Source organism: Dinoroseobacter sp. S124A (genome assembly GCF_049801015.1).
Lineage (GTDB): Bacteria > Pseudomonadota > Alphaproteobacteria > Rhodobacterales > Rhodobacteraceae > Dinoroseobacter.
Window position 1 is genome coordinate 906,097 of record NZ_JBNAGD010000001.1, and the last position, 21,956, is coordinate 928,052.

Annotated in this window: 22 protein-coding genes; 19 read left to right on the forward strand and 3 right to left on the reverse strand. The window is 64.8% G+C overall.

What is annotated here, in order from left to right; translation table 11 throughout:
* Positions 1-32 precede the first annotated feature (32 nt).
* From ACP15I_RS04490 to ACP15I_RS04515, 6 genes are all read left to right on the forward strand, one after another.
* Positions 33-1,283, forward strand: a complete 1,251-nt coding sequence (locus ACP15I_RS04490; protein ID WP_424974054.1) for a carbohydrate ABC transporter permease — start codon at positions 33-35, stop codon at positions 1,281-1,283.
* An 85-nt stretch (positions 1,284-1,368) separates the two neighbouring features.
* A complete protein-coding gene (locus tag ACP15I_RS04495) occupies positions 1,369-2,583 on the forward strand; it encodes a carbohydrate ABC transporter permease (RefSeq protein ID WP_424974055.1) in 1,215 nt (404 codons plus the stop codon).
* Positions 2,580-3,857 (forward strand): MGH1-like glycoside hydrolase domain-containing protein, encoded by a 1,278-nt coding sequence (locus ACP15I_RS04500; RefSeq protein WP_424974056.1) that lies wholly within the window; start codon positions 2,580-2,582, stop codon positions 3,855-3,857. The genes ACP15I_RS04495 and ACP15I_RS04500 overlap by 4 nt, the downstream gene beginning before the upstream one ends.
* Entirely contained in the window at positions 3,845-4,903 is a 1,059-nt protein-coding gene (locus tag ACP15I_RS04505; protein WP_424974057.1) for an ABC transporter ATP-binding protein, read from the forward strand. The genes ACP15I_RS04500 and ACP15I_RS04505 overlap by 13 nt, the downstream gene beginning before the upstream one ends.
* Complete coding sequence (locus ACP15I_RS04510; RefSeq protein WP_424974058.1) at positions 4,900-5,673, forward strand: SDR family NAD(P)-dependent oxidoreductase; 774 nt, start codon at positions 4,900-4,902, stop codon at positions 5,671-5,673. Before ACP15I_RS04505 ends, ACP15I_RS04510 begins: the two co-directional genes overlap by 4 nt.
* A 150-nt stretch (positions 5,674-5,823) precedes the next feature.
* The gene (locus ACP15I_RS04515; protein WP_424966626.1) at positions 5,824-6,201 is read left to right on the forward strand and encodes a Zn-ribbon domain-containing OB-fold protein; all 378 of its coding nucleotides are present in this window, start codon (positions 5,824-5,826) and stop codon (positions 6,199-6,201) included.
* On the opposite strand, the gene ACP15I_RS04520 is transcribed toward ACP15I_RS04515, so the two are convergent.
* Positions 6,190-7,212: an ester cyclase gene (locus ACP15I_RS04520; protein ID WP_424974059.1), complete on the reverse strand. Its 1,023-nt coding sequence runs from the start codon at positions 7,210-7,212 to the stop codon at positions 6,190-6,192. The genes ACP15I_RS04515 and ACP15I_RS04520 overlap by 12 nt on opposite strands.
* Positions 7,213-7,341: 129 nt before the next feature.
* On the opposite strand from ACP15I_RS04520, the gene ACP15I_RS04525 reads away from it, so the two are divergent.
* The 3 genes from ACP15I_RS04525 (at position 7,342) to preA (ending at position 11,576) form a co-directional block, all read left to right on the forward strand.
* On the forward strand, positions 7,342-8,748 hold the full coding sequence (locus ACP15I_RS04525; RefSeq protein WP_424974060.1) for an FAD-binding oxidoreductase: 1,407 nt from the start codon (positions 7,342-7,344) through the stop codon (positions 8,746-8,748).
* 160 nt (positions 8,749-8,908) lie between these two features.
* Positions 8,909-10,243 carry an NAD(P)-dependent oxidoreductase gene (locus ACP15I_RS04530; protein ID WP_424974061.1) on the forward strand — a complete coding sequence of 445 codons (1,335 nt, stop codon included), beginning with the start codon at positions 8,909-8,911 and terminating at the stop codon, positions 10,241-10,243.
* Positions 10,244-10,277: 34 nt separating this feature from the next.
* The gene (gene preA / locus ACP15I_RS04535; RefSeq protein ID WP_424974062.1) at positions 10,278-11,576 is read left to right on the forward strand and encodes an NAD-dependent dihydropyrimidine dehydrogenase subunit PreA; all 1,299 of its coding nucleotides are present in this window, start codon (positions 10,278-10,280) and stop codon (positions 11,574-11,576) included.
* 16 nt (positions 11,577-11,592) lie between these two features.
* Here the strand turns inward: preA and ACP15I_RS04540 are convergent, their stop codons facing one another.
* Both ACP15I_RS04540 and ACP15I_RS04545 read right to left on the reverse strand, forming a co-directional pair.
* Positions 11,593-11,949 (reverse strand): hypothetical protein, encoded by a 357-nt coding sequence (locus tag ACP15I_RS04540; protein ID WP_424966621.1) that lies wholly within the window; start codon positions 11,947-11,949, stop codon positions 11,593-11,595.
* 121 nt (positions 11,950-12,070) lie between these two features.
* Positions 12,071-12,751 (reverse strand): TetR family transcriptional regulator C-terminal domain-containing protein, encoded by a 681-nt coding sequence (locus ACP15I_RS04545; RefSeq protein WP_424974063.1) that lies wholly within the window; start codon positions 12,749-12,751, stop codon positions 12,071-12,073.
* A 223-nt stretch (positions 12,752-12,974) separates the two neighbouring features.
* Between ACP15I_RS04545 and ACP15I_RS04550 the strand changes: the two genes are divergently transcribed.
* The 10 genes from ACP15I_RS04550 to ACP15I_RS04595 all read left to right on the forward strand — a co-directional run bounded on the left by ACP15I_RS04550 (position 12,975) and on the right by ACP15I_RS04595 (position 21,910).
* Positions 12,975-14,300, forward strand: a complete 1,326-nt coding sequence (locus ACP15I_RS04550; protein WP_424974064.1) for an aspartate aminotransferase family protein — start codon at positions 12,975-12,977, stop codon at positions 14,298-14,300.
* 4 nt (positions 14,301-14,304) lie between these two features.
* Complete coding sequence (locus tag ACP15I_RS04555; RefSeq protein WP_424974065.1) at positions 14,305-14,685, forward strand: ACT domain-containing protein; 381 nt, start codon at positions 14,305-14,307, stop codon at positions 14,683-14,685.
* A gap of 15 nt (positions 14,686-14,700) precedes the next feature.
* Positions 14,701-15,975 carry a Zn-dependent hydrolase gene (locus ACP15I_RS04560; RefSeq protein ID WP_424974066.1) on the forward strand — a complete coding sequence of 425 codons (1,275 nt, stop codon included), beginning with the start codon at positions 14,701-14,703 and terminating at the stop codon, positions 15,973-15,975.
* Positions 15,972-16,223, forward strand: coding sequence for a hypothetical protein (locus ACP15I_RS04565; RefSeq protein ID WP_424966616.1), 252 nt, complete (start codon positions 15,972-15,974; stop codon positions 16,221-16,223). Before ACP15I_RS04560 ends, ACP15I_RS04565 begins: the two co-directional genes overlap by 4 nt.
* Positions 16,224-16,236: 13 nt before the next feature.
* Entirely contained in the window at positions 16,237-16,629 is a 393-nt protein-coding gene (locus tag ACP15I_RS04570; protein WP_424974067.1) for a barstar family protein, read from the forward strand.
* Between the two features lie 18 nt (positions 16,630-16,647).
* Positions 16,648-17,385: a class II aldolase/adducin family protein gene (locus ACP15I_RS04575; protein ID WP_424974068.1), complete on the forward strand. Its 738-nt coding sequence runs from the start codon at positions 16,648-16,650 to the stop codon at positions 17,383-17,385.
* A gap of 68 nt (positions 17,386-17,453) precedes the next feature.
* A complete protein-coding gene (hydA, locus tag ACP15I_RS04580; RefSeq protein ID WP_424974069.1) occupies positions 17,454-18,905 on the forward strand; it encodes a dihydropyrimidinase in 1,452 nt (483 codons plus the stop codon).
* Positions 18,906-19,091: 186 nt separating this feature from the next.
* Positions 19,092-19,901, forward strand: coding sequence for an ABC transporter ATP-binding protein (locus tag ACP15I_RS04585; RefSeq protein ID WP_424974120.1), 810 nt, complete (start codon positions 19,092-19,094; stop codon positions 19,899-19,901).
* 195 nt (positions 19,902-20,096) lie between these two features.
* Entirely contained in the window at positions 20,097-21,014 is a 918-nt protein-coding gene (locus ACP15I_RS04590) for an ABC transporter permease (RefSeq protein WP_424974070.1), read from the forward strand.
* Positions 21,011-21,910: an ABC transporter permease gene (locus ACP15I_RS04595; protein ID WP_424974071.1), complete on the forward strand. Its 900-nt coding sequence runs from the start codon at positions 21,011-21,013 to the stop codon at positions 21,908-21,910. The genes ACP15I_RS04590 and ACP15I_RS04595 overlap by 4 nt, the downstream gene beginning before the upstream one ends.
* Positions 21,911-21,956: the final 46 nt, after the last annotated feature.

Genomic DNA, 21,956 nt, shown 5'->3' on the forward strand with positions numbered 1-21,956 from the left:
GGCGCCCTGACTTTGCCTCGGAGCGGAATCACATGACGGATACGCCCACTCCCACACCGCCCACCGGGCGGGGTGCCTTGCAGCGACGCGAGGCGCGCCTGGCCTGGGGGCTGTTGCTGCCCACGGTGATCAGTGTGTCGCTGGTGGTGATCCTGCCCTTGCTGGCGATCTTCTGGATCAGTTTCAAACCCGTGCGCCTCGCCGATCTGCGCCCGACGGCCCCGATCGTGCGCGAGAGCCTGCGCGGTTCCGGGGATAATCTGCGGATCGAATACCGGGTTCGGAATTCAAGCCAGGACAAGACCGTGGCCGATGTGGTCCTGACCGATACGCTGCCGCCTCAGGTGCAGCTCATTGGCCCGCCGCCCGAGCCCTGCACGCTGGACGGGCGCGCGTTGCGCTGCGTTTTCGGGGATATTCCCGGCGGGTTCAACGAGCGGATCCGCCTGCCGGTGACCCTCGCGACCGGGGTGGATGAGGACGGCGCCGAGGAGGCTGTCGAGGGTGGCGCACCGGTCATCACCGGCACCGGCGACAGCATTTTGACCAATGCCGAGTTCACGCTGGAAAACTTCGCCCGGGTCTTTGACGGCGACGAGTTCCTCGAGGTGCTGTGGGTGACGCTCTTTTACACGGTGTTCGGGACGCTGGGGGCGCTGCTCTTCGGGCTTTTTGCGGCGATGCTGCTCAACAAGTCGTTCAAGGGGCAGGGGATCCTGCGAGGGCTCTACCTTTTTCCCTATGTCGCGCCGGTCATCGCTGTGGCCTTCACCTGGGTGACGCTGTTTGATCCCTTTTCGGGCTCGGCCAATGCGCTGCTCATTCAGATGGGGGTGACCGATGAGGCGATCAATTTCTTCGGCCAGCGCCCGCTCGCGCTGATCATGGTGACGGTGTTCGAGATCTGGCGGTACTTTCCGCTCTCGTTCCTGTTCATCCTCGCGCGGATGCAGAGCATCGACACGGATATGTATGAGGCCGCCGATATGGACGGGGCCTCGCCGTTCCAGAAGTTCTGGTATCTCAGCCTGCCCATGCTGGTGGGGATCCTGTCGGTGCTGTTCCTGCTGCGCTTCATCTGGACCTTCAACAAGTTCGACGACATTTTCCTGCTGACCGGGGGCAATGCGGGGACGCGGACCCTGACGGTGAATGTCTATGAGCAGGCGTTCGCCGTGAGCAATATCGGGGCGGGTGCGGCGGTGGCCGTGGTCATCTTCGGCTGTCTTTTGCTGTTTTCGGTGCTGTTTTTCCGCTTCATCAGTCGGGAGGAAGGGCTGTGACCGCGCGCCTGTGGCCGTCGGGAGGACGCGTCTGCAACGCGGGCCTCCGGCGGGAGTATTTTGGGAACAATGAGGAGGGCCGGGCGTGAAGATGTTCTGGCATGGCCTTGTGACCGGGCCGGTTCTGGGCGCGCTCTGGATGGTGGTTCTGTCGACTACCGTGGCGGTGACCATGTCCTTTGCCACGGGCGATCCGTTCAAGCCGGCGACCCTGCTATCGCTGATCTGGGGGGCGGCGATCGGGGCGCTTTTGCCCCTGCGCGCGGGCGACCGGATTGTGCAGGCGGGCGCGGCGGTGGCGCTGGCCGCGCTGGTGCTGGTCGGGATCGGACCGCTGGTGATGGGCGAGGGCGTGAGCCTTGTGGCGCGCGGGGTTGCGGCGCTGGCCCTTGCCGGGATCTTCGTCTGGTCCATGAGCGCGATCCTGCATGAGATGCCCGCGGGCGCGCTCAATCGCCATGAATTCGAGGCCGCGGTGATCCGGTTTCTGACCGGGTTCGGCTATATCTTCTTCACGGCCATCGTGATCATCCCCTTTTACGTGATGGTGATGACCAGCCTGAAATCCCAGCAGGCGCTGTTGCAGAACCCGCTCGATTTCTCGCTGGATCTGAGCCAGGGCTGGGACCTGTTCCGGTCCTATACCGAGCTCTTCGGTCAGTTCAATTTCGGCACCTATCTCTGGACCTCGTTCCTGGTCTCGGTGCTGACGGTTCTGATCACGCTCGCCTTCTCGATCCCCGGGGCCTATGCAGTGGCGCGGCTGCGCTTTGCCGGGCGGGCGGCGTTTTCGCGCTCGATCCTGCTGATCTACATGGTGCCGATGATCGTGCTGGCCCTGCCGATCTATATCGCCTTTTCCGTCACCGGGCTGCGCAACACCATCTTTGGCATCGTGCTGATCTATCCGGTCACGACGATCCCCGTGGCTTTGTACATGTTGCAGGGCTATTTCCGGGGCCTGCCGGCGGAGGTCGAGGAGGCGGGCCTCATGGACGGGCTCAACCGGTTGCAGGTGATCTGGAAGATCACCCTGCCGCTCGCACTGCCCGCGCTGGCCTCGGTGAGCCTGTATGTGTTCATGATCGCCTGGAACGAGTTCCTCTTGGCCTTCATGTTGCTCGACGACCCGTCGAAATTCACGCTCACACGGGGCATTGCCAGCCTCAACAGCTCGGAGATCCCGCGCCAGCACCTGATGGCGGGGGCGGTGATCGCGACCGTGCCGATCATGGCGATCTTCCTCGGGCTGGAGCGGTTCATGACCAAGGGCCTGACGGCCGGATCGGTGAAGGGATGAAGGATCTATCAATGGATGTGGATGCGCTGGACGCGGAGGCCGAGCGCATCCTGCGGATGAATGACCGGGGCGGGTATTCCGTGCCCACCGCCGGGCTTTATCCCTATCAGTGGAACTGGGACAGCGCCTTTGCAGCCTATGGCTACGCGATGTTCGATCTCGATCGCGGATGGCGCGAGCTTGAGGTGCTCATGGCCGGGCAATGGCCCGACGGGATGGTGCCGCATATCCAGTTCCACAAGGTCGATCCGAGCTATTTCCCCGGCCCCGACATCTGGGGCGGTGTGGGGCCGGTGCCGTCCTCGGGGATCAGCCAGCCCGCGATTGCGGCGACCATGGCCCGGCTGGTCTATGAGCTCGACCCGGGTGCGGGGGCCGAACGGATGCGCGCGCTCTATCCGAAATTCATTGCCTGGCATCGCTGGTTCATGGAGTGGCGGCTGGACCGGGACGCGGTCTGCTTGACCCATCCCTGGGAGGCCGGGCGCGACAATGCCCCGGACTGGGACGGACCGCTTGCGCGGATCGACCCGAGCGGCATCGCCCCCTATGAGCGGCGCGATACAGGCCATGTGGACCCGAGCATGCGCCCGAAAAAGGCCGATTACGACCGTTATCTCTGGCTCGTGAAGCAGGGCCATGACTGCGGTTGGGATCAGGCCCATCTGCGCGATGTGAACCCGTTCCGCATGGCCGATCCGACCATGCATTTCACGCTGCTGCGGGGCCACCGGGACCTGATGTGGCTTGGCGCGGAGCTGGGGCTCGACACGGGCCCGCTGCCAGACTGGATCGCGCAGTTGGAGGCCGGGGCCGAGACGCTCTGGAACGCGCAGCTGGGCGCCTATGATTGCCGCGATGCGGTGACCGGGGACTGGGCCGATGCTGTCAGCAACGCCGCCTTTCTGTGCTGGTATGCCCGGGTCGATCCCAAGACCACCGCCGCGGTCTATGCCCGCGTCCAGTCCAAGGTGCAGTTCGGCGTGGCGAGCCATGATCCCGACAGCCCGGCCTTTGAGCCCAAGCGGTATTGGCGGGGGCCGACCTGGGCGATGATGAACATGCTGATCGCCATGGGTCTGGATGAGGCCGGCCGGCCCGAGGGCGCGGCCCTGCGCGCCTCCACCGTGCGGCTGATCGCGGGCAACGGCTTTGCCGAGTATTTCGACCCGCTGACCGGGGCACCGGCAGGGGGCAAGGATTTCACCTGGACAGCGGCCATCTGGCTCGGCTGGGCCAGCCCGAAGGCGCGGAGGGGACGATGGGCGGCATAACTCTCAACAAGGTCGAGAAATGGTTCGGCGATGTGCAGGTCATCAAGGGGGTCGACCTGCAGATCAAGGATGGGGAGTTCGTGGTCTTTGTCGGCCCGTCCGGCTGCGGGAAATCCACCCTGCTGCGGATGATCGGCGGGCTGGAGGACACCTCGCGCGGGGCGATCCTGATCGATGGCGAGGATGTCACGGACCACCCGCCTGCCAAGCGCGGGCTGACCATGGTGTTCCAGTCCTACGCGCTCTATCCGCATATGTCCGTGCGCGACAATATGGGGTTCTCGCTGAAAACAGCCGGGGCACCCGAGGCCGAGATCCGCGAGAAGGTCGATGCCGCCGCCGCCGTGCTCAAGCTTGAGGCCTATCTCGACCGCCGTCCCAAGGATCTGAGCGGCGGGCAGCGTCAGCGGGTCGCCATTGGCCGGTCCATCGTGCGCGCGCCCACGGCGTTTCTCTTCGACGAGCCGCTCTCGAACCTCGATGCGGCCCTGCGGGTCGAGATGCGGTACGAGATCGCCAAGCTGCATCAGAGCCTCGATACCACGATGATCTATGTCACCCATGACCAGGTGGAGGCGATGACGCTCGCCGACCGGATCGTGGTGCTGGAGTTTGGCAAGATCGCGCAGGTGGGCACGCCGCGCGAGCTTTATGAGAACCCCGCCAACCTCTTCGTGGCCCAGTTCATCGGCAGCCCGAAAATGAACGTGATGCCCTGCAGCACGGGCGGCGGCGCGTTCCAGCTTGAGGGCGGGCGCGGCGGTGACTTCGCGGGCCCGCATCCCGCGACCCATCTGGGCATCCGGCCCGAACATATCACGCTGGGTTCCGCCGGGACCGGGGCCTGTGACGGGCGCGTGGATGTGGTCGAGTATCTCGGCGCGGACACGCTTCTGGTGCTCGATTGCGGCCCCTTGGGCCGGGTGACGGCGCGGGTGATCGGCGACACGGCTCTGACGCCGGGGGCCGATGTGGGGCTGAGCTTTGATCCTGAAAAACTGTCCTTTTTCGGCGCTGATGGGCTTGCGATCCGGACGGGGGCATGAGCGCGTCTCAGACCGCGCTCTTCCGGCGGCTCTTTGACCTGACGGGCAAGCGGGCGCTGATCACCGGCGCGTCCAGCGGGATCGGCGCGCATCTGGCGCGGACCCTTGGCCAGGCCGGGGCGGATGTCGTGCTGGCCGCGCGCAGTCAGGGCACGCTCGAACGCTACTGCGCGCAGCTCCGGTCGGAACAGATCGGCACAGAGATTGCCGTGATGGACGTGACCGATCCGGGCTCGGTGCAGGCAGCGGCAGAGGCCGTGGGCGCGGTCGACATCCTGATCAACAATTCCGGCGTCTCGGGGCAGAGGATGTTGATGGAGACAGAGGAGGAGGATTGGGACCGGGTGCTCGACACCAATCTCAAGGGGGCATGGCGTGTCTCCAAGGCGTTTGCGCCGGGGCTCGTGGCGCGGCAGGGCTGTATCCTCAATGTCGCGTCGATTCTCGGGCTCGGTCTGCTAAAGACGGTCGGGCCTTACGCGGCCTCCAAGGCTGGGCTGATCCAGCTGACCAAGGCGATGGCGCTGGAGATGGCCCGCGACGGGGTGCGGGTGAACGCGCTCGCCCCGGGCTATACCGAGACCCCGATCAATGCCGCCTTCTTTGCGACCCCGGCGGGAGAAAAGATGATCCGCGGCATCCCGCAGCGACGGCTCGCCCAGCCCGAGGATCTGGACGCCGCCGTGCTCGGCCTTGTGGGGCCCGGCGCGCGTGCCACGACCGGGGCGGTCTTCGTGGTCGATGGGGGCCATTTGCTCAGCCTCGGCTGACTGCCCCTGCGGTACCTTGTTGCAGGTGCAATAACTTCTTCCCAGAGCCGATGTCAGCCGTTAACACTTGGCTTGGGATATGCGCCGCCAGAAGGCAGCCGCATGGGAGCGATCCGATCAACTGCCGCCGCCACAGGCTTCGGAGACGCAATGAGTTTTGATTTTCTATCCGACCCCACACGGCCCTTCTATGACGGGCTCGCCGAAGGGCGTCTCATGATCCAGACCTGTCTGGCATGCGGCACCAGTTGGGCCCCCCCAACGACTCGCTGCGAAAACTGTAACGAGACGCAGCTGGAATGGCGCGCCTCGGCCTGTCTCGGCACGTTGGAACGGGTGATCCCGCTGGGCGATGAGGCGGCCTTTGGCGATGATCCCGATGCCACTCGCGCGATCGGCGCGGTCAGCCTACGCGAGGGGCCGGTGGTTTCGGTGCGCATCGCGGGGGCAGTGCCGCCCGTGGGCTCGGTGGTCGAGATCCAGGTCCTGGCCGGTTCGCTGATCGCCCGCGCCCCGTCAGGGGTGTGAGATCCGCCGCAGCTGCCGGTTGCGCTCCAGCACGTCGAGCCCCTGCATCTGCAGGTAGTGCAGCATGTCGATGAAGACCCAGTTCTCCGCCAGCTTGTCGCCCTCGCGGCGATAGACATCGACCACGCGCATATCCGCCGGAGAGCCCGCGCCCGGAAGCCCCATGAACCCGCCCTTGGTCGTATTTGTCAGGTTGGGCCAGCCGAAAAACGCGCCGTAATTGCCCTCGGCCAAGCGGGCCACATGGCCGTTGAAGGTCTTGTCGCCGAGGCTCAGCCGGAAGGGGAAGGTGTGCTGCTCCTGATAGCGGCGCAGGGTCTGGGTCGCCCCGATCCCGTAAGGCCCGTACCAGCTCATATCGTCATGCCAGCTTTTCCGGAGCATCTCGATCCCGGCCCGGTCATTGCCTGACTGGTTGAGCGCGCTCAGATCCGCCACCATCCGTTCGATCAGTTCCAGTGTGGCGATGCCCTCTGCCGGATCGTGGGGCCCGGTGAGCAGCCCGTCATGGGTGCGCGGACCCGGATAGATCGCCATGGACCCCGTGGCCGGGGGCAGGGGATAGACCCCCGCCTGATGCATCAGCGAAAGGATGTCGATGAAGGTCGCGCTCTCGGTGATCCGGTCGCCCTCGACCCTGTGGAACTCCGCATAGCGCAGCCATGTCAGCCGCCCGGTGGCCGGGATGTCGAGAAAGTCATGGTCGAACAGCCCGGTCAGATGCCCCATGGAGCAGACCCAGATCCCCGGGGCTGCCGCCCGATCGCTCTGGCCCGCAAAGAACACATCCTGACGGCGATGGAGGGTCGGCATCGCCTCGGCCAAGGGGGTCCAGAAGGCCGCGCTGACGGCCTCGGGACCAGTCTGCTCGTGAAAGGGCGCGACCCCGCGCCAGTGCCAGTCCGGGGTCACATGACGCGCCAGCGCGGCGGTCATGCCTGCAGCCCCGGCGGCGTCGAGATCTGCGAAAAGGGCCTGTGCCCGGGCCTTGGCGGTTTGAAGCTGTGTCATGACAATGCGGGAATCGGGGATATCGTCGCGACCTTGCGGCGCGGGGGCAGGGACCGCAAGCGCGATCTGCCTGCAGTTGCATGGGGGCGGGATGCGGGGCATTCTGGTCCCACCCGGAGGAGAGTTTCGATGAACGACCAGACCCCCTTGCGCCGAAATGCCGAAGGGATTGCCACCGCGCTCGACGTCATGCGTCAGAGCTTTGGCGACCGGCTGCAGACCGGCGCGGCCCTGCGGGCCCAGCACGCCCATACGACCACATGGCTCGAAACCCAGCCCCCCGATGCGGTGTTCTTCCCGCGCGAGACGGCGGAGGTTCAAGAGGTGCTGCGGATCTGTTCGGCCTATGGCATGCCGCTTGTGCCTTTTGGGACCGGCACGTCTCTGGAGGGGCATGTGAACGCGCCGCTGGGGGGGCTGTCGCTGGATTTCTCCGAGATGAACAAGGTGCTGGCAGTGAATCCCGAGGATATGGATTGCGTCGTCCAGCCCGGCATCACCCGCAAGGCCCTGAACGAAGAGTTGCGCGCGACGGGCCTCTTTTTTCCGGTCGATCCCGGCGCGGATGCCTCGATCGGCGGGATGGCCGCGACCCGGGCCTCGGGCACCAATGCGGTGCGCTATGGCACCATGCGCGACGCGGTGATGGCGATCGAGGCCGTGACCGCCGATGGCCGGGTCATGCGCACGGCGCAGCGGGCGCGCAAGACCTCTGCGGGCTACGACCTGACCCGACTGCTTGTGGGGTCCGAGGGCACGCTTGCGGTGATCACCGAGCTGACCCTGCGGCTGCACGGGATCCCCGAGGCGGTGGCGGCGGCGACTTGCAGCTTTCCGAGCGTGGCCGAGGCCTGCAACGCGGTGATCGAGACGATCCAGTACGGCGTGCCCGTGGCGCGGATCGAGTTTCTCGACGTCGTGTCGATCCGGGGGATCAACGCCTATTCCGGACTGTCCCTGCCCGAAGCGCCGCTGCTGTTGCTGGAGTTCCACGGCTCCGAGGCGGGCGTGGCCGAGCAATCCGAGACCTTTGGCGAGATCGCCGCCGAGCATGGCGCGCTGGCCTTTGACTGGACCGCCGATGCCGAGGCGCGCACGGCCATGTGGCAGGCCCGCCATGATGCCTATTGGGCGATGAAATCCCTGCGGCCCGGGGCGGATGTCTTTGTCACGGATGTCTGCGTGCCGGTCTCGAAACTGGCCGAAGCGGTCACCGCCTCGGCGGAGAAGGCCGAAGCCGAAGGGTTCATCGCGCCCACCGTGGGCCATGTGGGGGACGGGAATTTCCATGTCGCGCTCCTCATCGATCCGGAGGATCCCTCCGCGCGCGCCCGGGCCGAGGCTTATGTGGGCTGGCTGAACGATCTGGCGATCTCGCTGGGCGGGACCTGCACCGGCGAGCATGGGATCGGGCAGGGCAAGGCGAAATACCTCGGGCGCGAACTGGGTCAGACCTCGCTCGACATGATGGCGGCGGTGAAACAGTCGATGGATCCGGACAATATTCTGAACCCCGGCAAGCTGTTTCAGGCCTGAAACCGGAGGGATCCATGCAAAAACCGCCGGATTTCCCGGCAAACCCGCAGAATTCGCGATCACGGCGCCGCCGAATGCGGGTCATAAAAAATTTACCAGTTGATAAAATTTTCGCGCCGTGTAGCGTTTTCTTCAGTCACCCGCGTCAAAGGTAGCCAACATGTCTGCAAACCCGCACACTCCCGGTGTCGTGAAGGCCCGCTTGTCCGAGGATGAGCTTGAGGCGAATTTTACCGACCTGCATGCCCCTTACGAGGTGCACGAAGCGCGCGTCGCGGCGGATCGGTGCTATTTCTGCCATGATGCGCCCTGCATCACCGCCTGTCCGACCAGCATCGATATTCCGCTCTTCATTCGGCAGATCGCCACGGACACGCCCGAGGCGGCGGCCCGGACGATCTTTGACCAGAACATTCTGGGCGGCATGTGCGCCCGGGTCTGCCCGACCGAGACCCTCTGCGAGGAGGCCTGCGTCCGTGAGGCGGCCGAGGGCAAACCGGTGGAGATCGGCCGTTTGCAGCGCCATGCGACCGACACGCTCATGGCGCAGGGCGATCACCCCTATACCCGCGCGGCTGAGACCGGCAAGCGCATCGCGGTGCTGGGGGCAGGGCCGGCGGGGCTTGCCTGTGCGCACCGTCTCGCGCTCAAGGGCCATGCGGTCGACCTCTATGACGCCAATACCAAGCCCGGCGGGCTCAACGAATATGGCATCGCGACCTACAAGACCGTGGATGATTTCGCCCAGGCCGAGGTCGACTGGCTGCTCCGGATTGGCGGGATCACCCTCCATCAGGGCAAGGCGCTGGGGCGCGATCTGGATCTGACCGCGCTGGCCGACGAGTATGACGCGGTCTTCCTCGGGATCGGCCTTGCGGGCGTGAACGCGCTCGCCATCGAAGGAGCTGACAAGGACAATGTCGCCGACGCGGTGGAGTTCATCGCCGCCCTGCGTCAGGCCGATAACAAGGCCGACATGCCCGTGGGCCGCCGCGTCGTGGTGATCGGGGGCGGGATGACCGCGGTCGATGCCGCCGTGCAATCGCGGCTTCTGGGGGCCGAGGATGTCACCATCGCCTACCGGCGGGACAAATCCGCCATGAGCGCGAGCCTGTTCGAGCAGGAGCTGGCCACCGCCAAAGGCGTCCGCATCCTCTATAACGCGCAGCCCAAGCGGATCCTCGGCAACGGGGCCTGCGACGGGGTCGAGTTTGCCTATACCGAGAGCGGCCCGGACGGGCTGCGCGAGACCGGCGAGACCCGCGTGGTGGCCGCTGATCAGGTGCTGCGCGCCATTGGCCAGACCCTCGAAGGGGCGCCCGAGGCGCTGACGATCACGGGCGGCAAGATCGCCGTCTCCGAGACCGGGCGCACGGACATGCCATCGGTCTGGGCCGGGGGCGATTGCGCGACCGGAGGCGAGGACCTGACGGTCACTGCCGTGGCCGAAGGGCGCGACGCTGCCGAAGACATTCACGCCAGCCTGATGGGCTAACCGGAGGCGCTGCCTTCAGAAAGGACGACTGGACATGGCTGATCTGCGATCTGAATTTGTCGGGGTGAAATCGCCCAACCCGTTCTGGCTGGCCTCCGCGCCGCCGACGGACAAGGAATACAACGTCCGCCGCGCCTTTGAGGCTGGCTGGGGCGGTGTCGTGTGGAAGACGCTGGGCTTTGACCCCCATGTGGTGAACGTGAACGGCCCGCGCTATGGCGCGGTCTGGGGGGCGGATCGCCGACTGCTGGGCCTCAACAATATCGAGCTGATCACCGACCGCCCGTTGGAGGTGAACCTGCGCGAGATCAAGCAGGTCAAGCGTGACTACCCGGACCGGGCGATGATCGTCAGCCTCATGGTGCCCTGCGAAGAGGAACCCTGGAAGAAGATCCTGCCTTTGGTCGAGGATACCGGCGCCGACGCGATCGAGCTGAATTTCGGCTGCCCCCACGGGATGAGCGAGCGCGGCATGGGCTCTGCCGTGGGGCAGGTGCCCGAGTATATCGAGATGGTGGCGCGCTGGTGCAAGCAGCACACGCGCATGCCGGTGATCGTCAAGCTCACGCCGAACATCACCGATATCCGCTATCCGGCGCGAGCGGCGAAATCCGGCGGGGCGGATGCAGTCAGCCTGATCAACACCATCAGTTCGATCACTTCGGTCAATCTCGACAGTTTCAGCCCGGAGCCGAGCATCGACGGCAAGGGCTCCCATGGCGGCTATTGCGGCCCGGCGGTCAAGCCGATCGCCCTCAACATGGTCGCCGAGATTGCCCGCGATGCGGAGACGGCGGGCCTGCCGATCTCGGGGATCGGCGGGGTGACGACCTGGCGCGACGCGGCGGAATTCCTCGCCCTCGGGGCCGGCAATGTGCAGGTCTGCACGGCGGCCATGACCTATGGGTTCAAGGTCGTCGAGGAGATGATCACCGGCCTGTCCCAGTATCTCGACGAGCGAGAGATGGGACTGTCCGACCTCATCGGGCGGGCCACGCCGAATGTGACCGATTGGCAGTATCTGAACCTGAACTACGTGGCCAAGGCCAAGATCGATCAGGACGCCTGCATCAAATGCGGGCGCTGCTACGCGGCCTGTGAGGACACGTCACATCAGGCGATCTCCATGAGCGAAGACCGCGTGTTCGAAGTGATCGACGCGGAATGCGTCGCCTGCAACCTCTGCGTCAATGTCTGCCCCGTGGAGGACTGCATCAGCATGATCGAGATGACCCCGGGCGAGGTGGACCCACGCACGGGTAAGGTGGTCGAAAAGACATACGCCAACTGGACCACGCATCCGAACAATCCGTCGGCACAGGCCGCGGAATGACAGGCCGGCGTCAGGACTACTCGTCCTGCGCCGCCATGTCTGCCGGAAGCACGCGCGGCACCATCGCCTTGTCCGGTTCCGCCGTCATCAGGGCGGTGGCCAGAGCCTCGGCGCTGAGCCTGGGCAGGGTCGGCTCGCGATAGGACAGCGCATTGCGCGCCTGTGCCTCGTCCAGAGGATCCCGTGGCGCCTCGGCACCGGTGACATCCGTGGACTTGGCCTCCTTGTCGGCCTTCTGCTTGAGCTCGGTGAGTGTCGCCGCTTCGCCCGCCTGACGGCTATGGGACGATGCGGAGCCGCTCGCCTTGGCAACACGCGTGACCGCATCCGGGATCCTTTGGCCCGATTGCGGCAGAGATTGCTGTGGACCCATGGGGGAGACCCCCGGGCCGGTATCGAAATATGGTCTGTGCCCCTCGATCTTCATGACACGCCTCGCGGTTCATAACGCCGCCCACCGCATTCAGACCTATCACCGAAGTCTTACCGGGGCGTTAAGAGGGGCCGCTCGCGGGGCCGGATGCGCCCTCCGGCGCCGGGGCAAGAAGTCGCGCGAACATATGATCGAGGAATTGTGCGGCATCGGGGAACGGGTCCTCGCCCGTGCCGAGCACCATGTCGATCTGGGTCCGGAAATCCGCGTAGTGCTGGGTCGTGGCCCAGATCGAGAAGATCAGGTGCTTGGGGTGCACTGGCGCGATCTTGCCCGCCGCGCTCCAACCGGCAATGACCTTGGCCTTCTCATCCACAAGGCGGCGCAGATCGCCGCTCAGAAGGCCTTCGATCTCTGGCGCGCCTTGCAGGATTTCCGTTGCAAACAAACGGCTTTCACGGGGAAATTCACGTGCCATCTCAAGCTTGCGACCCACATAGGCGCGCAGCTCCTGCATGGGGTCGCCCTCAGCATCCATGCTGATCAGCGGATCGAGCCATGTCTCGAGGATCTGCGACAGGACCTGCGTATAGATCGCTTCCTTGCCCGCGAAATAGTAGAGCACATTCGGCTTCGAGAGCCCGGCCCGGGTGGCGATCATGTCGAGCGTCGCGCCGCGAAATCCGTGCTGCGAAAAGACATCCAGCGCGGCGTCGAGGATCGCCTCGCGCTTGGCTTTCTGGATCCGGGTTTGTCGGAGCGGCGGCTTGTCCTGGGCGGCGTTGGAAGGGGCGCGGGGCATTGAAGGGGGCCTTCTGAAAATAGTGCACGTCGAAACACACGAGCTGGCATAGGATCAGTACACGTTAACCGCGCTTGATTCACAAGCGAAACGCGGAACAGATGTGCGGATCGGCGATCTGTGGGCTGTCTGGGGCGGGCTAAGCTTGACTGGCTCCTGCGCTTTGATAGCCTGAATTGGACCATTTGGTCAAACTGTGTGAGCGACGCGAAGGGAGACTGCCATGGCCTTGGATTCCAAGTCCCGACCGAACGATCTGAGTGCGTTCTGGATGCCGTTCACGGCAAACCGACAGTTCAAGTCGAACCCGCGCATGTTCGTGGCCGCCGAGGGCATGCATTACACGACCGCCGAAGGGCGGCAGGTGCTGGACGGGACAGCGGGGCTCTGGTGTTGCAATGCGGGGCACAAGCGCCCCAGGATTGTCGAGGCGATTCAGGCCCAGGCGGCGGAGCTTGATTACGCGCCCGCCTTCCAGATGGGCCACCCCAAGGCGTTCGAGCTTGCCAATCGTCTGGTCGAGATCGCGCCAGAGGGTATGGATCATGTCTTTTACACGAATTCCGGATCCGAGGCCGTTGAATCGGCTCTGAAAATTGCGATTGCCTATCACCGGGCGCGTGGCGAGGCGGGCCGGACCCGGCTAATCGGGCGGGAGCGGGGCTATCACGGGGTCAATTTCGGTGGGATCTCGGTTGGGGGTATCGTCAATAATCGCAAGCATTTCGGTGCGTTGCTGACCGGTGTTGATCACCTTCCCCATACGCATATCCCGGAAAACCAATGGTCCAAGGGCATGCCGGCGCATGGGGCGCATCTGGCCGATGAGCTGGAGCGGATCATCGCCCTGCACGGGCCCGAGACAGTTGCGGCGGTCATTGTCGAGCCCATGGCGGGCTCGACCGGCGTGCTCCTGCCGCCAAAGGGCTATTTGGAGCGCTTGAGGAAGATCACGCAAGATCATGGGATCTTGTTGATTTTTGATGAGGTCATTACCGGGTTCGGCCGCGTGGGGGCGGCCTTTGGCGCGCAACGCTTCGGGGTGACGCCGGATCTGATCACCTGCGCCAAGGGCTTGACCAATGGGGTGATCCCCATGGGTGCCGTGCTCTGCGCCAGCCATATCCATGACGCCTTCATGCAGGGGCCCGAAAACCTGATCGAGCTTTTCCATGGCTACACCTATTCGGGCAATCCCATGGCGGCGGCGGCGGGGCTCGCCACGCTGGAGACCTATCGCGAGGACGGGTTGTTCGCGCGTGCGCTGGAGCTGGAGCCCTATTGGCAGGAGGCGCTGCACTCCCTGCGGGATGCGCGCCATGTGATCGATATCCGCAATCTTGGCCTGATCGGCGCGGTGGAGCTTGAGCCCATCGCGGGCGCGCCGACCAAGCGCGCGTTTCAGGCGTTTCTCGATGCCTATGAAAAGGGGATCCTGATCCGCACCACGGGCGATATCATCGCCATGTCGCCTCCCTTGATTATCGAGAAGCCGCAGATCGACCAGCTGGTCGAGACCCTGCGCGACGTCCTCATGGCGCTGGACTGACGCCATGGTGGTGCGCGACGGGGCAGAGATGGTGCGACTGATGTCGCCGCGCTTGTGCGACGGGGTTTATGGCTTCGTAGCCGCGACCGACCTAGCGGTCGCGGAGGACGCGCTCGGCTGGTTCCGGGAGGAGGAGGGTGTCTCGGTCATCCGGCCTGTTCCCGCCGGCACTCCGGATGCCATGCGGCAGATCACCCTTGACGTGCATTCGGCTCTGGATGGCGTGGGCCTGACGGCGGCTGTCTCGACCGCGCTCGCGGCTGCAAATATCCCTTGCAACATGGTGGCCGCTTTGCACCATGACCATGTATTCGTCCCCGAGGCGGACGCCCCGCGCGCGCTGCAGATCCTGCAGCAGCTGAGCGCGGGTGAAGACCAGACCTAAGACCAGGAGAGAGCGATGCCAGCCGACACAGACGCCGCCAGCGCAGCACCGGGAGAGAACCTCAAGATCGATGGCGCTCGTCTCTGGGACAGCCTGATGGAAATGGCCAAGATCGGCCCGGGGATCGCGGGTGGGAACAACCGCCAGACCCTGACCGACGAGGATGCCGAGGGCCGCGCCCTGTTCCAGCGCTGGTGCGAGGCGGCGGGCTGCACCATGGGTGTGGACACGATGGGCAATATGTTCGCGCGGCGCGAGGGGACGGACCCGGACGCACTGCCGGTCTATGTGGGCTCCCATCTCGATACGCAGCCCACGGGCGGCAAGTATGACGGGGTGCTCGGCGTGCTGGGTGGGCTGGAAATCATCCGTTCGCTCAACGATCTGGGCATCAAGACCAAGCATCCCATCGTGGTGACCAACTGGACCAATGAGGAGGGCACCCGCTACGCCCCCGCCATGCTGGCCTCGGGCGTCTTTGCCGGCAAACACACGCAGGACTGGGCCTACGACCGTGTGGATGCAGAGGGCAAGCGGTTCGGAGATGAGCTCGAGCGCATCGGCTGGGTCGGGGATGAGCCCGTGGGCGAGCGCAAGATGCACGCCTTTTTCGAGCTGCATATCGAGCAGGGCCCGATCCTCGAGGCGGAGAACAAGGAAATCGGTGTCGTCACCCACGGCCAGGGCCTGCGCTGGATCGAATGCACCGTGACCGGCAAGGAGAGCCATACGGGCTCCACCCCCATGCATATGCGGCGCAATGCCGGGCGCGGCCTCGCACGGATCACCGAGCTGGTCCACGAGATCGCCATGAAAAACCAGCCCAACGCCGTCGGCGCGATCGGCCATATCGACGTCTATCCCAACTCGCGCAACATCATCCCGGGCAAGGTCGTTTTCACGGTGGATATGCGCACCCATCTTCTGGACAAGCTCAAAGCCATGGTCGCCGAGTTCGACGAGAAAGCGCCCAAGCTCTGCGAGGAGATCGGGGTCGAGTTCTCGTCCGAGATCGTCGGCCAGTTCGATCCGCCCGCCTTTGACGCGGGCTGCGTGACGGCCGTGCGCAACGCGGCGGAGCGGCTCGGGTATTCTCATATGGATATCGTTTCCGGCGCGGGGCATGACGCCTGCTGGATCAATGACCTTTACCCGACCTCCATGGTGATGTGCCCCTGCGTGGACGGGCTCAGCCATAACGAGGCCGAAGAGATCAGCCCGGAATGGGCCACGGCGGGCACGAATGTGCTGTTCCATGCGGTGGTCGAGACGGCGGAGATCGTGGCATGACGCGGATTGTTGCATTCGGCGCGCTGATGCTGGGCCTCGCGGCCTGTGAGCCGCTGACCGACGAGGCGGGCGTGCCGCTTCTGGAGGATATCTCGCCCCGCGCGCTCGCAGCCTTGCCCGAGGGCGTGCCGCCTTCGCTGCTCATCCGGGACAAGAATGGTTGCTACGGCATCGCTATCGAGGCGACAGAGCCGCAAACCGGCGCGCCGCTCATGGATGCTGATCAGCAGCTGATCTGCGATCCTTGAGAAACTTGAGTAAATGGAAGCGGGCCCGAAAGCAGAGAGAACTGGAAAGGTGCCGACCGAGGAACTCGGACCGGCCTTTGTTGTCGTTGAGATTGATGGAAAGCGATGCCTGACCGATGAAGCCGTTCACACCACCTTCTCGGAGGCATTTGGCTTTCCCTATTTCTATGGGCGAAGCTGGGATGCTTGGATTGATCTCATGAGTCGATTGAACGACGAATCTAATGACTGTGATTTCGTCGTTCCAGACAAGGCGGTAGTTTGCATGTCCGTTAAGTCGGCTAAGGTGATCAAGGAGAAAGCGCCGAAAATCTGGGAAGACCTCAATGAGTGTACTGCATTTGTGAATTGGAGGTTGGTGACAAACAACGAGGCTCCTTTTCTGGCACTTTCGTTTTATGACTGAGTTCGAATGATGACCCGCGTGGCCCTTGACTTGGATGAGACCCAACTGCGGATCGATCTGGCCGCGGCCCTGCGCCTGTCGTGCCGCGAGGGCTGGCATGAGGGGGTGGCGAACCATTTCTCGGCGGCGGTTTCGGCGGATGGCAGACGCTTTTTGGTCAACCCGCGCTGGATGCATTGGAGCCGGGTCCGCGCGTCCGATCTGGTCCTCTGCGACGCCGACGATCCCGCGACGATGGAGCGGCCCGATGCGCCGGACCCCTCTGCCTGGTCGATCCATTCGGCGCTGCATCGCGAGGTGCCTCAGGCGCGGGTCGCGTTGCACCTGCATCCGCCCCATGCCACGGCGCTGGCGGCGCTCAAGGATCCGACGATCCACCCGATCGATCAGGTCACCGCGCGCTGGTACAAGCGCATTGCCTATGACCTGTCCTTTGGCGGCATTGCCAGCGAGGCGGAGGAGGGCGCGCGCATCGCCCGCTCCGTGGGGCAGCACCACGCCGTGATGATGCAGAACCACGGGGTCACCACCTTTGGCGCCACCGTGGCCGAGGCCTGGGACGCGCTCTATCACCTGGAGCGTGCCGCGCGGACCCTCGTGCTGGCCTATTCCACCGGGCAACCGCTCGCCGTTTTGCCGGATGCGCTGGCCGAGGCCACCGCCGCCGAATGGCAGACCTACAAGCAGGCGGAGTTTGCCCATTTCGCCGAGATGAAGCGCCTCCTCGACAGGGACGCGCCGGATTACAAAGACTGACACGAGCCAAGACCCCGCCCTGCACCGAGCAAGTGCCCGGGGTCGCCAAACCGAGACGGAGAAAACCCATGTCGACAGTCATCAAGAACGGAACAGTGGTCACCGCCGACCTGACCTATGCGGCCGATGTGCTGGTCGAGGGCGGCAAGATCGTCGAGATCGGGCAGGGGCTCTCGGGGGATACAGAGCTCGACGCGACCGGTTGCTATGTCATGCCCGGCGGGATCGACCCGCATACCCATCTGGAGATGCCCTTCATGGGCACCTATTCCTCCGATGATTTCGAAAGCGGCACGCGCGCCGCGCTTTCGGGTGGCACGACCATGGTCGTCGATTTCGCGCTGCCGAGCCCGGGGCAGGGACTGCTCGACGCGATCCAGATGTGGGACAACAAGTCGACCCGCGCCAATTGCGATTACTCCTTCCACATGGCGATCACCTGGTGGGGCGAGCAGGTCTTCAACGAGATGGACGCGGTCACCAAGCGCGGCATCAACACCTTCAAGCATTTCATGGCCTATAAGGGCGCGCTGATGGTGAATGATGACGAGATGTTCGCGTCCTTCCGGCGCTGCGCCGAACTGGGGGCGCTGCCGCTTGTGCATGCAGAGAATGGCGATATCGTTGCCGATCTGCAGGCCAAGCTGATGGCCGAAGGCAATAACGGCCCCGAGGCCCATGCCTATTCCCGCCCCCCTGCGGTGGAGGGCGAGGCCACCAACCGCGCGATCATGATCGCCGATATGGCGGGCGTGCCGGTCTATATCGTCCACACCTCCTGCGAAGAGGCCCATGAGGCGATCCGCCGGGCGCGGATGCAGGGCAAGCGCGTCTATGGCGAGCCGCTGATCCAGCACCTGACCCTGGATGAGAGCGAATATGCCCATCCCGATTGGGACCATGCCGCGCGCCGGGTGATGTCGCCGCCCTTCCGGGATCAGAAGCATCAGGACAGCCTTTGGGCCGGGTTGCAGTCGGGCTCGCTGTCGGTGGTGGCGACGGATCACTGTGCCTTCACCACCGCGCAGAAGCGCAATGGCGTGGGCGATTTCACCCAGATCCCGAACGGGACCGGCGGGCTGGAGGATCGGATGCCCATGCTCTGGACCCAAGGCGTGGCCACCGGGCGGTTGACCCCGAATGAGTTTGTCGCCGTGACCTCGACCAATATCGCCAAGATCCTGAACTGCTATCCCACGAAGGGCGCGATCCTTGTGGGGGCGGATGCCGATATCGTGGTCTGGGATCCGGAGAAGTCCAAGACGATCACGGCCGAGAGCCAGCAATCAGCCATTGATTACAATGTCTTCGAAGGCAAGGAGGTCAAGGGGCTGCCGCGTCACACCCTGACCCGCGGTCAGGTCGCCGTGATGGATGGCGCCGTCACGACCCAGGAAGGCCATGGCAAGTTTGTCGAGCGTCCGCCGGTCACCCCCGTGGCCAAGGCGCTCAGCACCTGGAAGGAGCTGACCGCCCCCCGCAAGGTTGAACGCACCGGCATTCCGGCGAGCGGGGTCTAAGCGCGCTCCATGCTCAGTCGAGAAGAGATTGACGGGTTCGACCACGACCCCGAAGCCCCCAAACAGGGGCAGACCGCAGCTGCGAAAGTGACCCCCTCGACACCGCTGGCCGGGGAGTCGGAGCTGGCCGAGCGCAAGGGCGCGTGGCGGTATGAGCCCCCGGAGCAAGGCAGTGCGACCGACCCGGTGGCGCCGCCCGCTGCGCGCGCGGCGCAGACCCGCGAGGCGGTGATCTCGGCGCGGGATGTGGATCTGGTCTTCGAGACGAATGATGGCCCGGTCCATGCCCTGTCGGGCGTGAACCTTGAGATCGGCAAGGGCGAGTTCGTGTCGTTCATCGGTCCTTCGGGCTGTGGGAAGACGACCTTCCTGCGCGCGGTGGCGGGGCTCGAGCATCCGACGGGCGGCACGCTCAGCGTCAACGGCATGAGCCCGGACGCCGCGCGGCAGGCGCGGGCCTATGGCTATGTGTTTCAGGCAGCCGGGCTCTATCCCTGGCGAACGATAGCGCGGAATGTGTCCCTGCCGCTGGAAATCATGGGCTATTCCAAGTCCGAGCAGGCCGAGCGCGTGGCGCGCGTGCTGGAGCTGGTCGATCTGGCTGGGTTTGCCAAGAAGTTCCCCTGGCAGCTCTCGGGCGGGATGCAGCAGCGCGCCTCAATCGCGCGGGCTCTGGCCTTTGACGCGGATATCCTGCTCATGGATGAGCCCTTCGGCGCGCTGGACGAGATCGTGCGGGATCATCTGAACGAACAGCTGCTCGCCCTCTGGGCGCGCACGGAAAAGACCATTGGCTTTGTCACCCATTCGATCCCCGAGGCGGTCTATCTCAGCACCAAGATCGTCGTGATGTCACCGCGCCCGGGGCGGATCACGGATGTGATTGACAGTTCCCTGCCGAGGGAGCGCCCCTTGGAGATCCGCGATACGCCCGAGTTCATCGAGATCGCGAACCGGGTGCGCGACGGATTGCGGGCGGGGCATATCGATGAGTAAGGCGGATGGGATGAACCGCTTGCCCCAGCCAAGGCGCAAGCGGCCCTCATCGTTCACGGTCATCGGCTCTCCAGTCTGTACCGTGGTGTCAGACAACACCGGATTGGTTTCATTGTTCCTAAAATACTCAAAAAACATCGCTACGGGCTGGCGGTGCGTCGTGAGTATTTGCGGAACAATGAAGGGGGGACGGTCATGCGTTTGATCCTGCCGGTTCTCACGGTGATCGCGGCTTTGGTGACGCTCTGGTATGCGGCGGCTGTGCCCATGAACATCAAGGGTGTTCTGGTCGAGGCCGAGCGGGCTGGCGCGGTGGTGACGCCCGAAACCCCGGCGGCGCGGCGGGATATGAGTGCGCTGCTGCTGGTGGCGACCAACAGCTTTGCCATCCCCGATACATGGGCGCAGGACCGGCCCCGTCTGCCCGCGCCCCATCAGGTGGCGATCGAGCTGTGGGAGACCACGGTCGAGAAGAAGATCACGTCGAAACGCAGCCTTGTCTTCCATGGCTGGGTGACCCTGAGCGCGACCTTGCTCGGGTTTCTGATCGGCTCTGCGGCGGGTGTGCTGCTGGCGATCGGGATCCTTTATAACCGAGCGATGGATCTGAGCGTGATGCCTTGGGCGATCGCCTCCCAGACCATTCCGATCCTCGCCATCGCGCCGATGATCATCGTGGTTTTGAACTCGGTGGGTGTGCAGGGGTTGCTGCCCAAGGCAATGATCTCGGCCTATCTCAGTTTCTTTCCGGTGGTGGTCGGCATGGTCAAGGGGCTGCGCAGCCCGGATGCGATGCAGACCGACCTGTTGCGGACCTATAATGCGAGCCCGGCGCAGGCCCTTTGGATGCTGCGCCTGCCGGCCTCGCTGCCCTATCTCTTCACCTCGCTGAAGGTGGCCGTGGCGGCGAGCCTTGTGGGCGCGATTGTCGGCGAGCTGCCGACGGGAGCGGTTGCGGGGCTTGGCGCGCGCCTTTTGGCGGGGAGCTATTACGGTCAGACAATCCAGATCTGGTCTGCGCTCTTCGGGGCGGCGATCCTTGCGGCGTTGTTGGTCGGGCTGATCGGGCTGATCCAGCGCGTGACCCTGTCGCGCATGGGGCTGAGCCAATGACCGGGGTTATGCGCAGCTATGGCGCGTTCCTGGCGGTGCCCGTGCTGGCAGCGCTGATCGATCCGCGTCTTGGGCTGGTGCTGGTGCTCTGGGCGGCGGCCTGGGCACTCAATGTCTGGCTGTCGCGCAGGTCTGCCAAGGCGGCGCGGGCGGCGGTGCCGGTGGTATTCGGGCTCACCATTCTCGCGCTCTGGGAGGCGACGGTGCGGCTTTATGCGGTGCCCGGGGTCATCCTGCCGCCGCCCACGGCGATCGGGGCGCGGATTGCCACGAGCCTGCCGATCCTGTGGGAGGACTTTGTCCAGACCTTCATCAAAGGGGCGCTGTCGGGCTATGCGATGGGGGCGCTGGCGGCCTTTGCCGTGGCGCTGCTGGTGGATCGCTATGACTTCCTGCGGCGCGGGCTCTTGCCGGTGGGCAATTTCATGGCGGCGCTGCCGATCATCGGCACGGCGCCGATCCTCGTGATGTGGTTCGGCTTTGATTGGCAGTCCAAGGCGGCCGTTGTCGTGGTGATGGTCTTTTTCCCGATCCTCGTGAACACGGTCGAGGGTCTGCGCAGCGCGGACCGCATGCAGCGCGATCTGATGCACACCTATGCGGCAAGCCATTGGCAGAGCCTGATCTTTTTGCGCTTGCCGGCGGCGATGCCCTTCATCTTCAACGGGCTCAAGATCGCCACGACCCTCGCGCTGATCGGCGCGATCGTGGCGGAGTTCTTCGGCTCGCCGATCCGGGGGATGGGGTTCCGCATCTCGACCAGCGTCGGGCAATTGGCGCTCGACATGGTCTGGGCCGAGATCACCGTGGCCGCGCTGGCCGGGTCGGCCTTTTACGGCGCGGTGGCGCTGATCGAGCGGCGGGTGACCTTCTGGCACCCTTCCATGTGGCGCTAGGCGAAGTGAAAACGGGCGGTCCCGAAGGGCCGCCCGCGCAGGTTTC

What these genes read in the sequence shown, in the direction of transcription:
- ACP15I_RS04490 (WP_424974054.1), top strand. Translation starts at nt 33, where the DNA reads ATGACGGATACGCCCACTCCCACACCGCCCACCGGGCGGGGTGCCTTG.
- ACP15I_RS04500 (WP_424974056.1), top strand. Translation starts at nt 2,580, where the DNA reads ATGAAGGATCTATCAATGGATGTGGATGCGCTGGACGCGGAGGCCGAG.
- ACP15I_RS04505 (WP_424974057.1), top strand. Translation starts at nt 3,845, where the DNA reads ATGGGCGGCATAACTCTCAACAAGGTCGAGAAATGGTTCGGCGATGTG.
- ACP15I_RS04510 (WP_424974058.1), top strand. Translation starts at nt 4,900, where the DNA reads ATGAGCGCGTCTCAGACCGCGCTCTTCCGGCGGCTCTTTGACCTGACG.
- ACP15I_RS04515 (WP_424966626.1), top strand. Translation starts at nt 5,824, where the DNA reads ATGAGTTTTGATTTTCTATCCGACCCCACACGGCCCTTCTATGACGGG.
- ACP15I_RS04520 (WP_424974059.1), bottom strand. Translation starts at nt 7,212, where the DNA reads ATGACACAGCTTCAAACCGCCAAGGCCCGGGCACAGGCCCTTTTCGCA.
- ACP15I_RS04525 (WP_424974060.1), top strand. Translation starts at nt 7,342, where the DNA reads ATGAACGACCAGACCCCCTTGCGCCGAAATGCCGAAGGGATTGCCACC.
- ACP15I_RS04530 (WP_424974061.1), top strand. Translation starts at nt 8,909, where the DNA reads ATGTCTGCAAACCCGCACACTCCCGGTGTCGTGAAGGCCCGCTTGTCC.
- preA (WP_424974062.1), top strand. Translation starts at nt 10,278, where the DNA reads ATGGCTGATCTGCGATCTGAATTTGTCGGGGTGAAATCGCCCAACCCG.
- ACP15I_RS04540 (WP_424966621.1), bottom strand. Translation starts at nt 11,949, where the DNA reads ATGGGTCCACAGCAATCTCTGCCGCAATCGGGCCAAAGGATCCCGGAT.
- ACP15I_RS04545 (WP_424974063.1), bottom strand. Translation starts at nt 12,751, where the DNA reads ATGCCCCGCGCCCCTTCCAACGCCGCCCAGGACAAGCCGCCGCTCCGA.
- ACP15I_RS04550 (WP_424974064.1), top strand. Translation starts at nt 12,975, where the DNA reads ATGGCCTTGGATTCCAAGTCCCGACCGAACGATCTGAGTGCGTTCTGG.
- ACP15I_RS04555 (WP_424974065.1), top strand. Translation starts at nt 14,305, where the DNA reads ATGGTGGTGCGCGACGGGGCAGAGATGGTGCGACTGATGTCGCCGCGC.
- ACP15I_RS04560 (WP_424974066.1), top strand. Translation starts at nt 14,701, where the DNA reads ATGCCAGCCGACACAGACGCCGCCAGCGCAGCACCGGGAGAGAACCTC.
- ACP15I_RS04565 (WP_424966616.1), top strand. Translation starts at nt 15,972, where the DNA reads ATGACGCGGATTGTTGCATTCGGCGCGCTGATGCTGGGCCTCGCGGCC.
- ACP15I_RS04570 (WP_424974067.1), top strand. Translation starts at nt 16,237, where the DNA reads ATGGAAGCGGGCCCGAAAGCAGAGAGAACTGGAAAGGTGCCGACCGAG.
- hydA (WP_424974069.1), top strand. Translation starts at nt 17,454, where the DNA reads ATGTCGACAGTCATCAAGAACGGAACAGTGGTCACCGCCGACCTGACC.
- ACP15I_RS04590 (WP_424974070.1), top strand. Translation starts at nt 20,097, where the DNA reads ATGCGTTTGATCCTGCCGGTTCTCACGGTGATCGCGGCTTTGGTGACG.
- ACP15I_RS04595 (WP_424974071.1), top strand. Translation starts at nt 21,011, where the DNA reads ATGACCGGGGTTATGCGCAGCTATGGCGCGTTCCTGGCGGTGCCCGTG.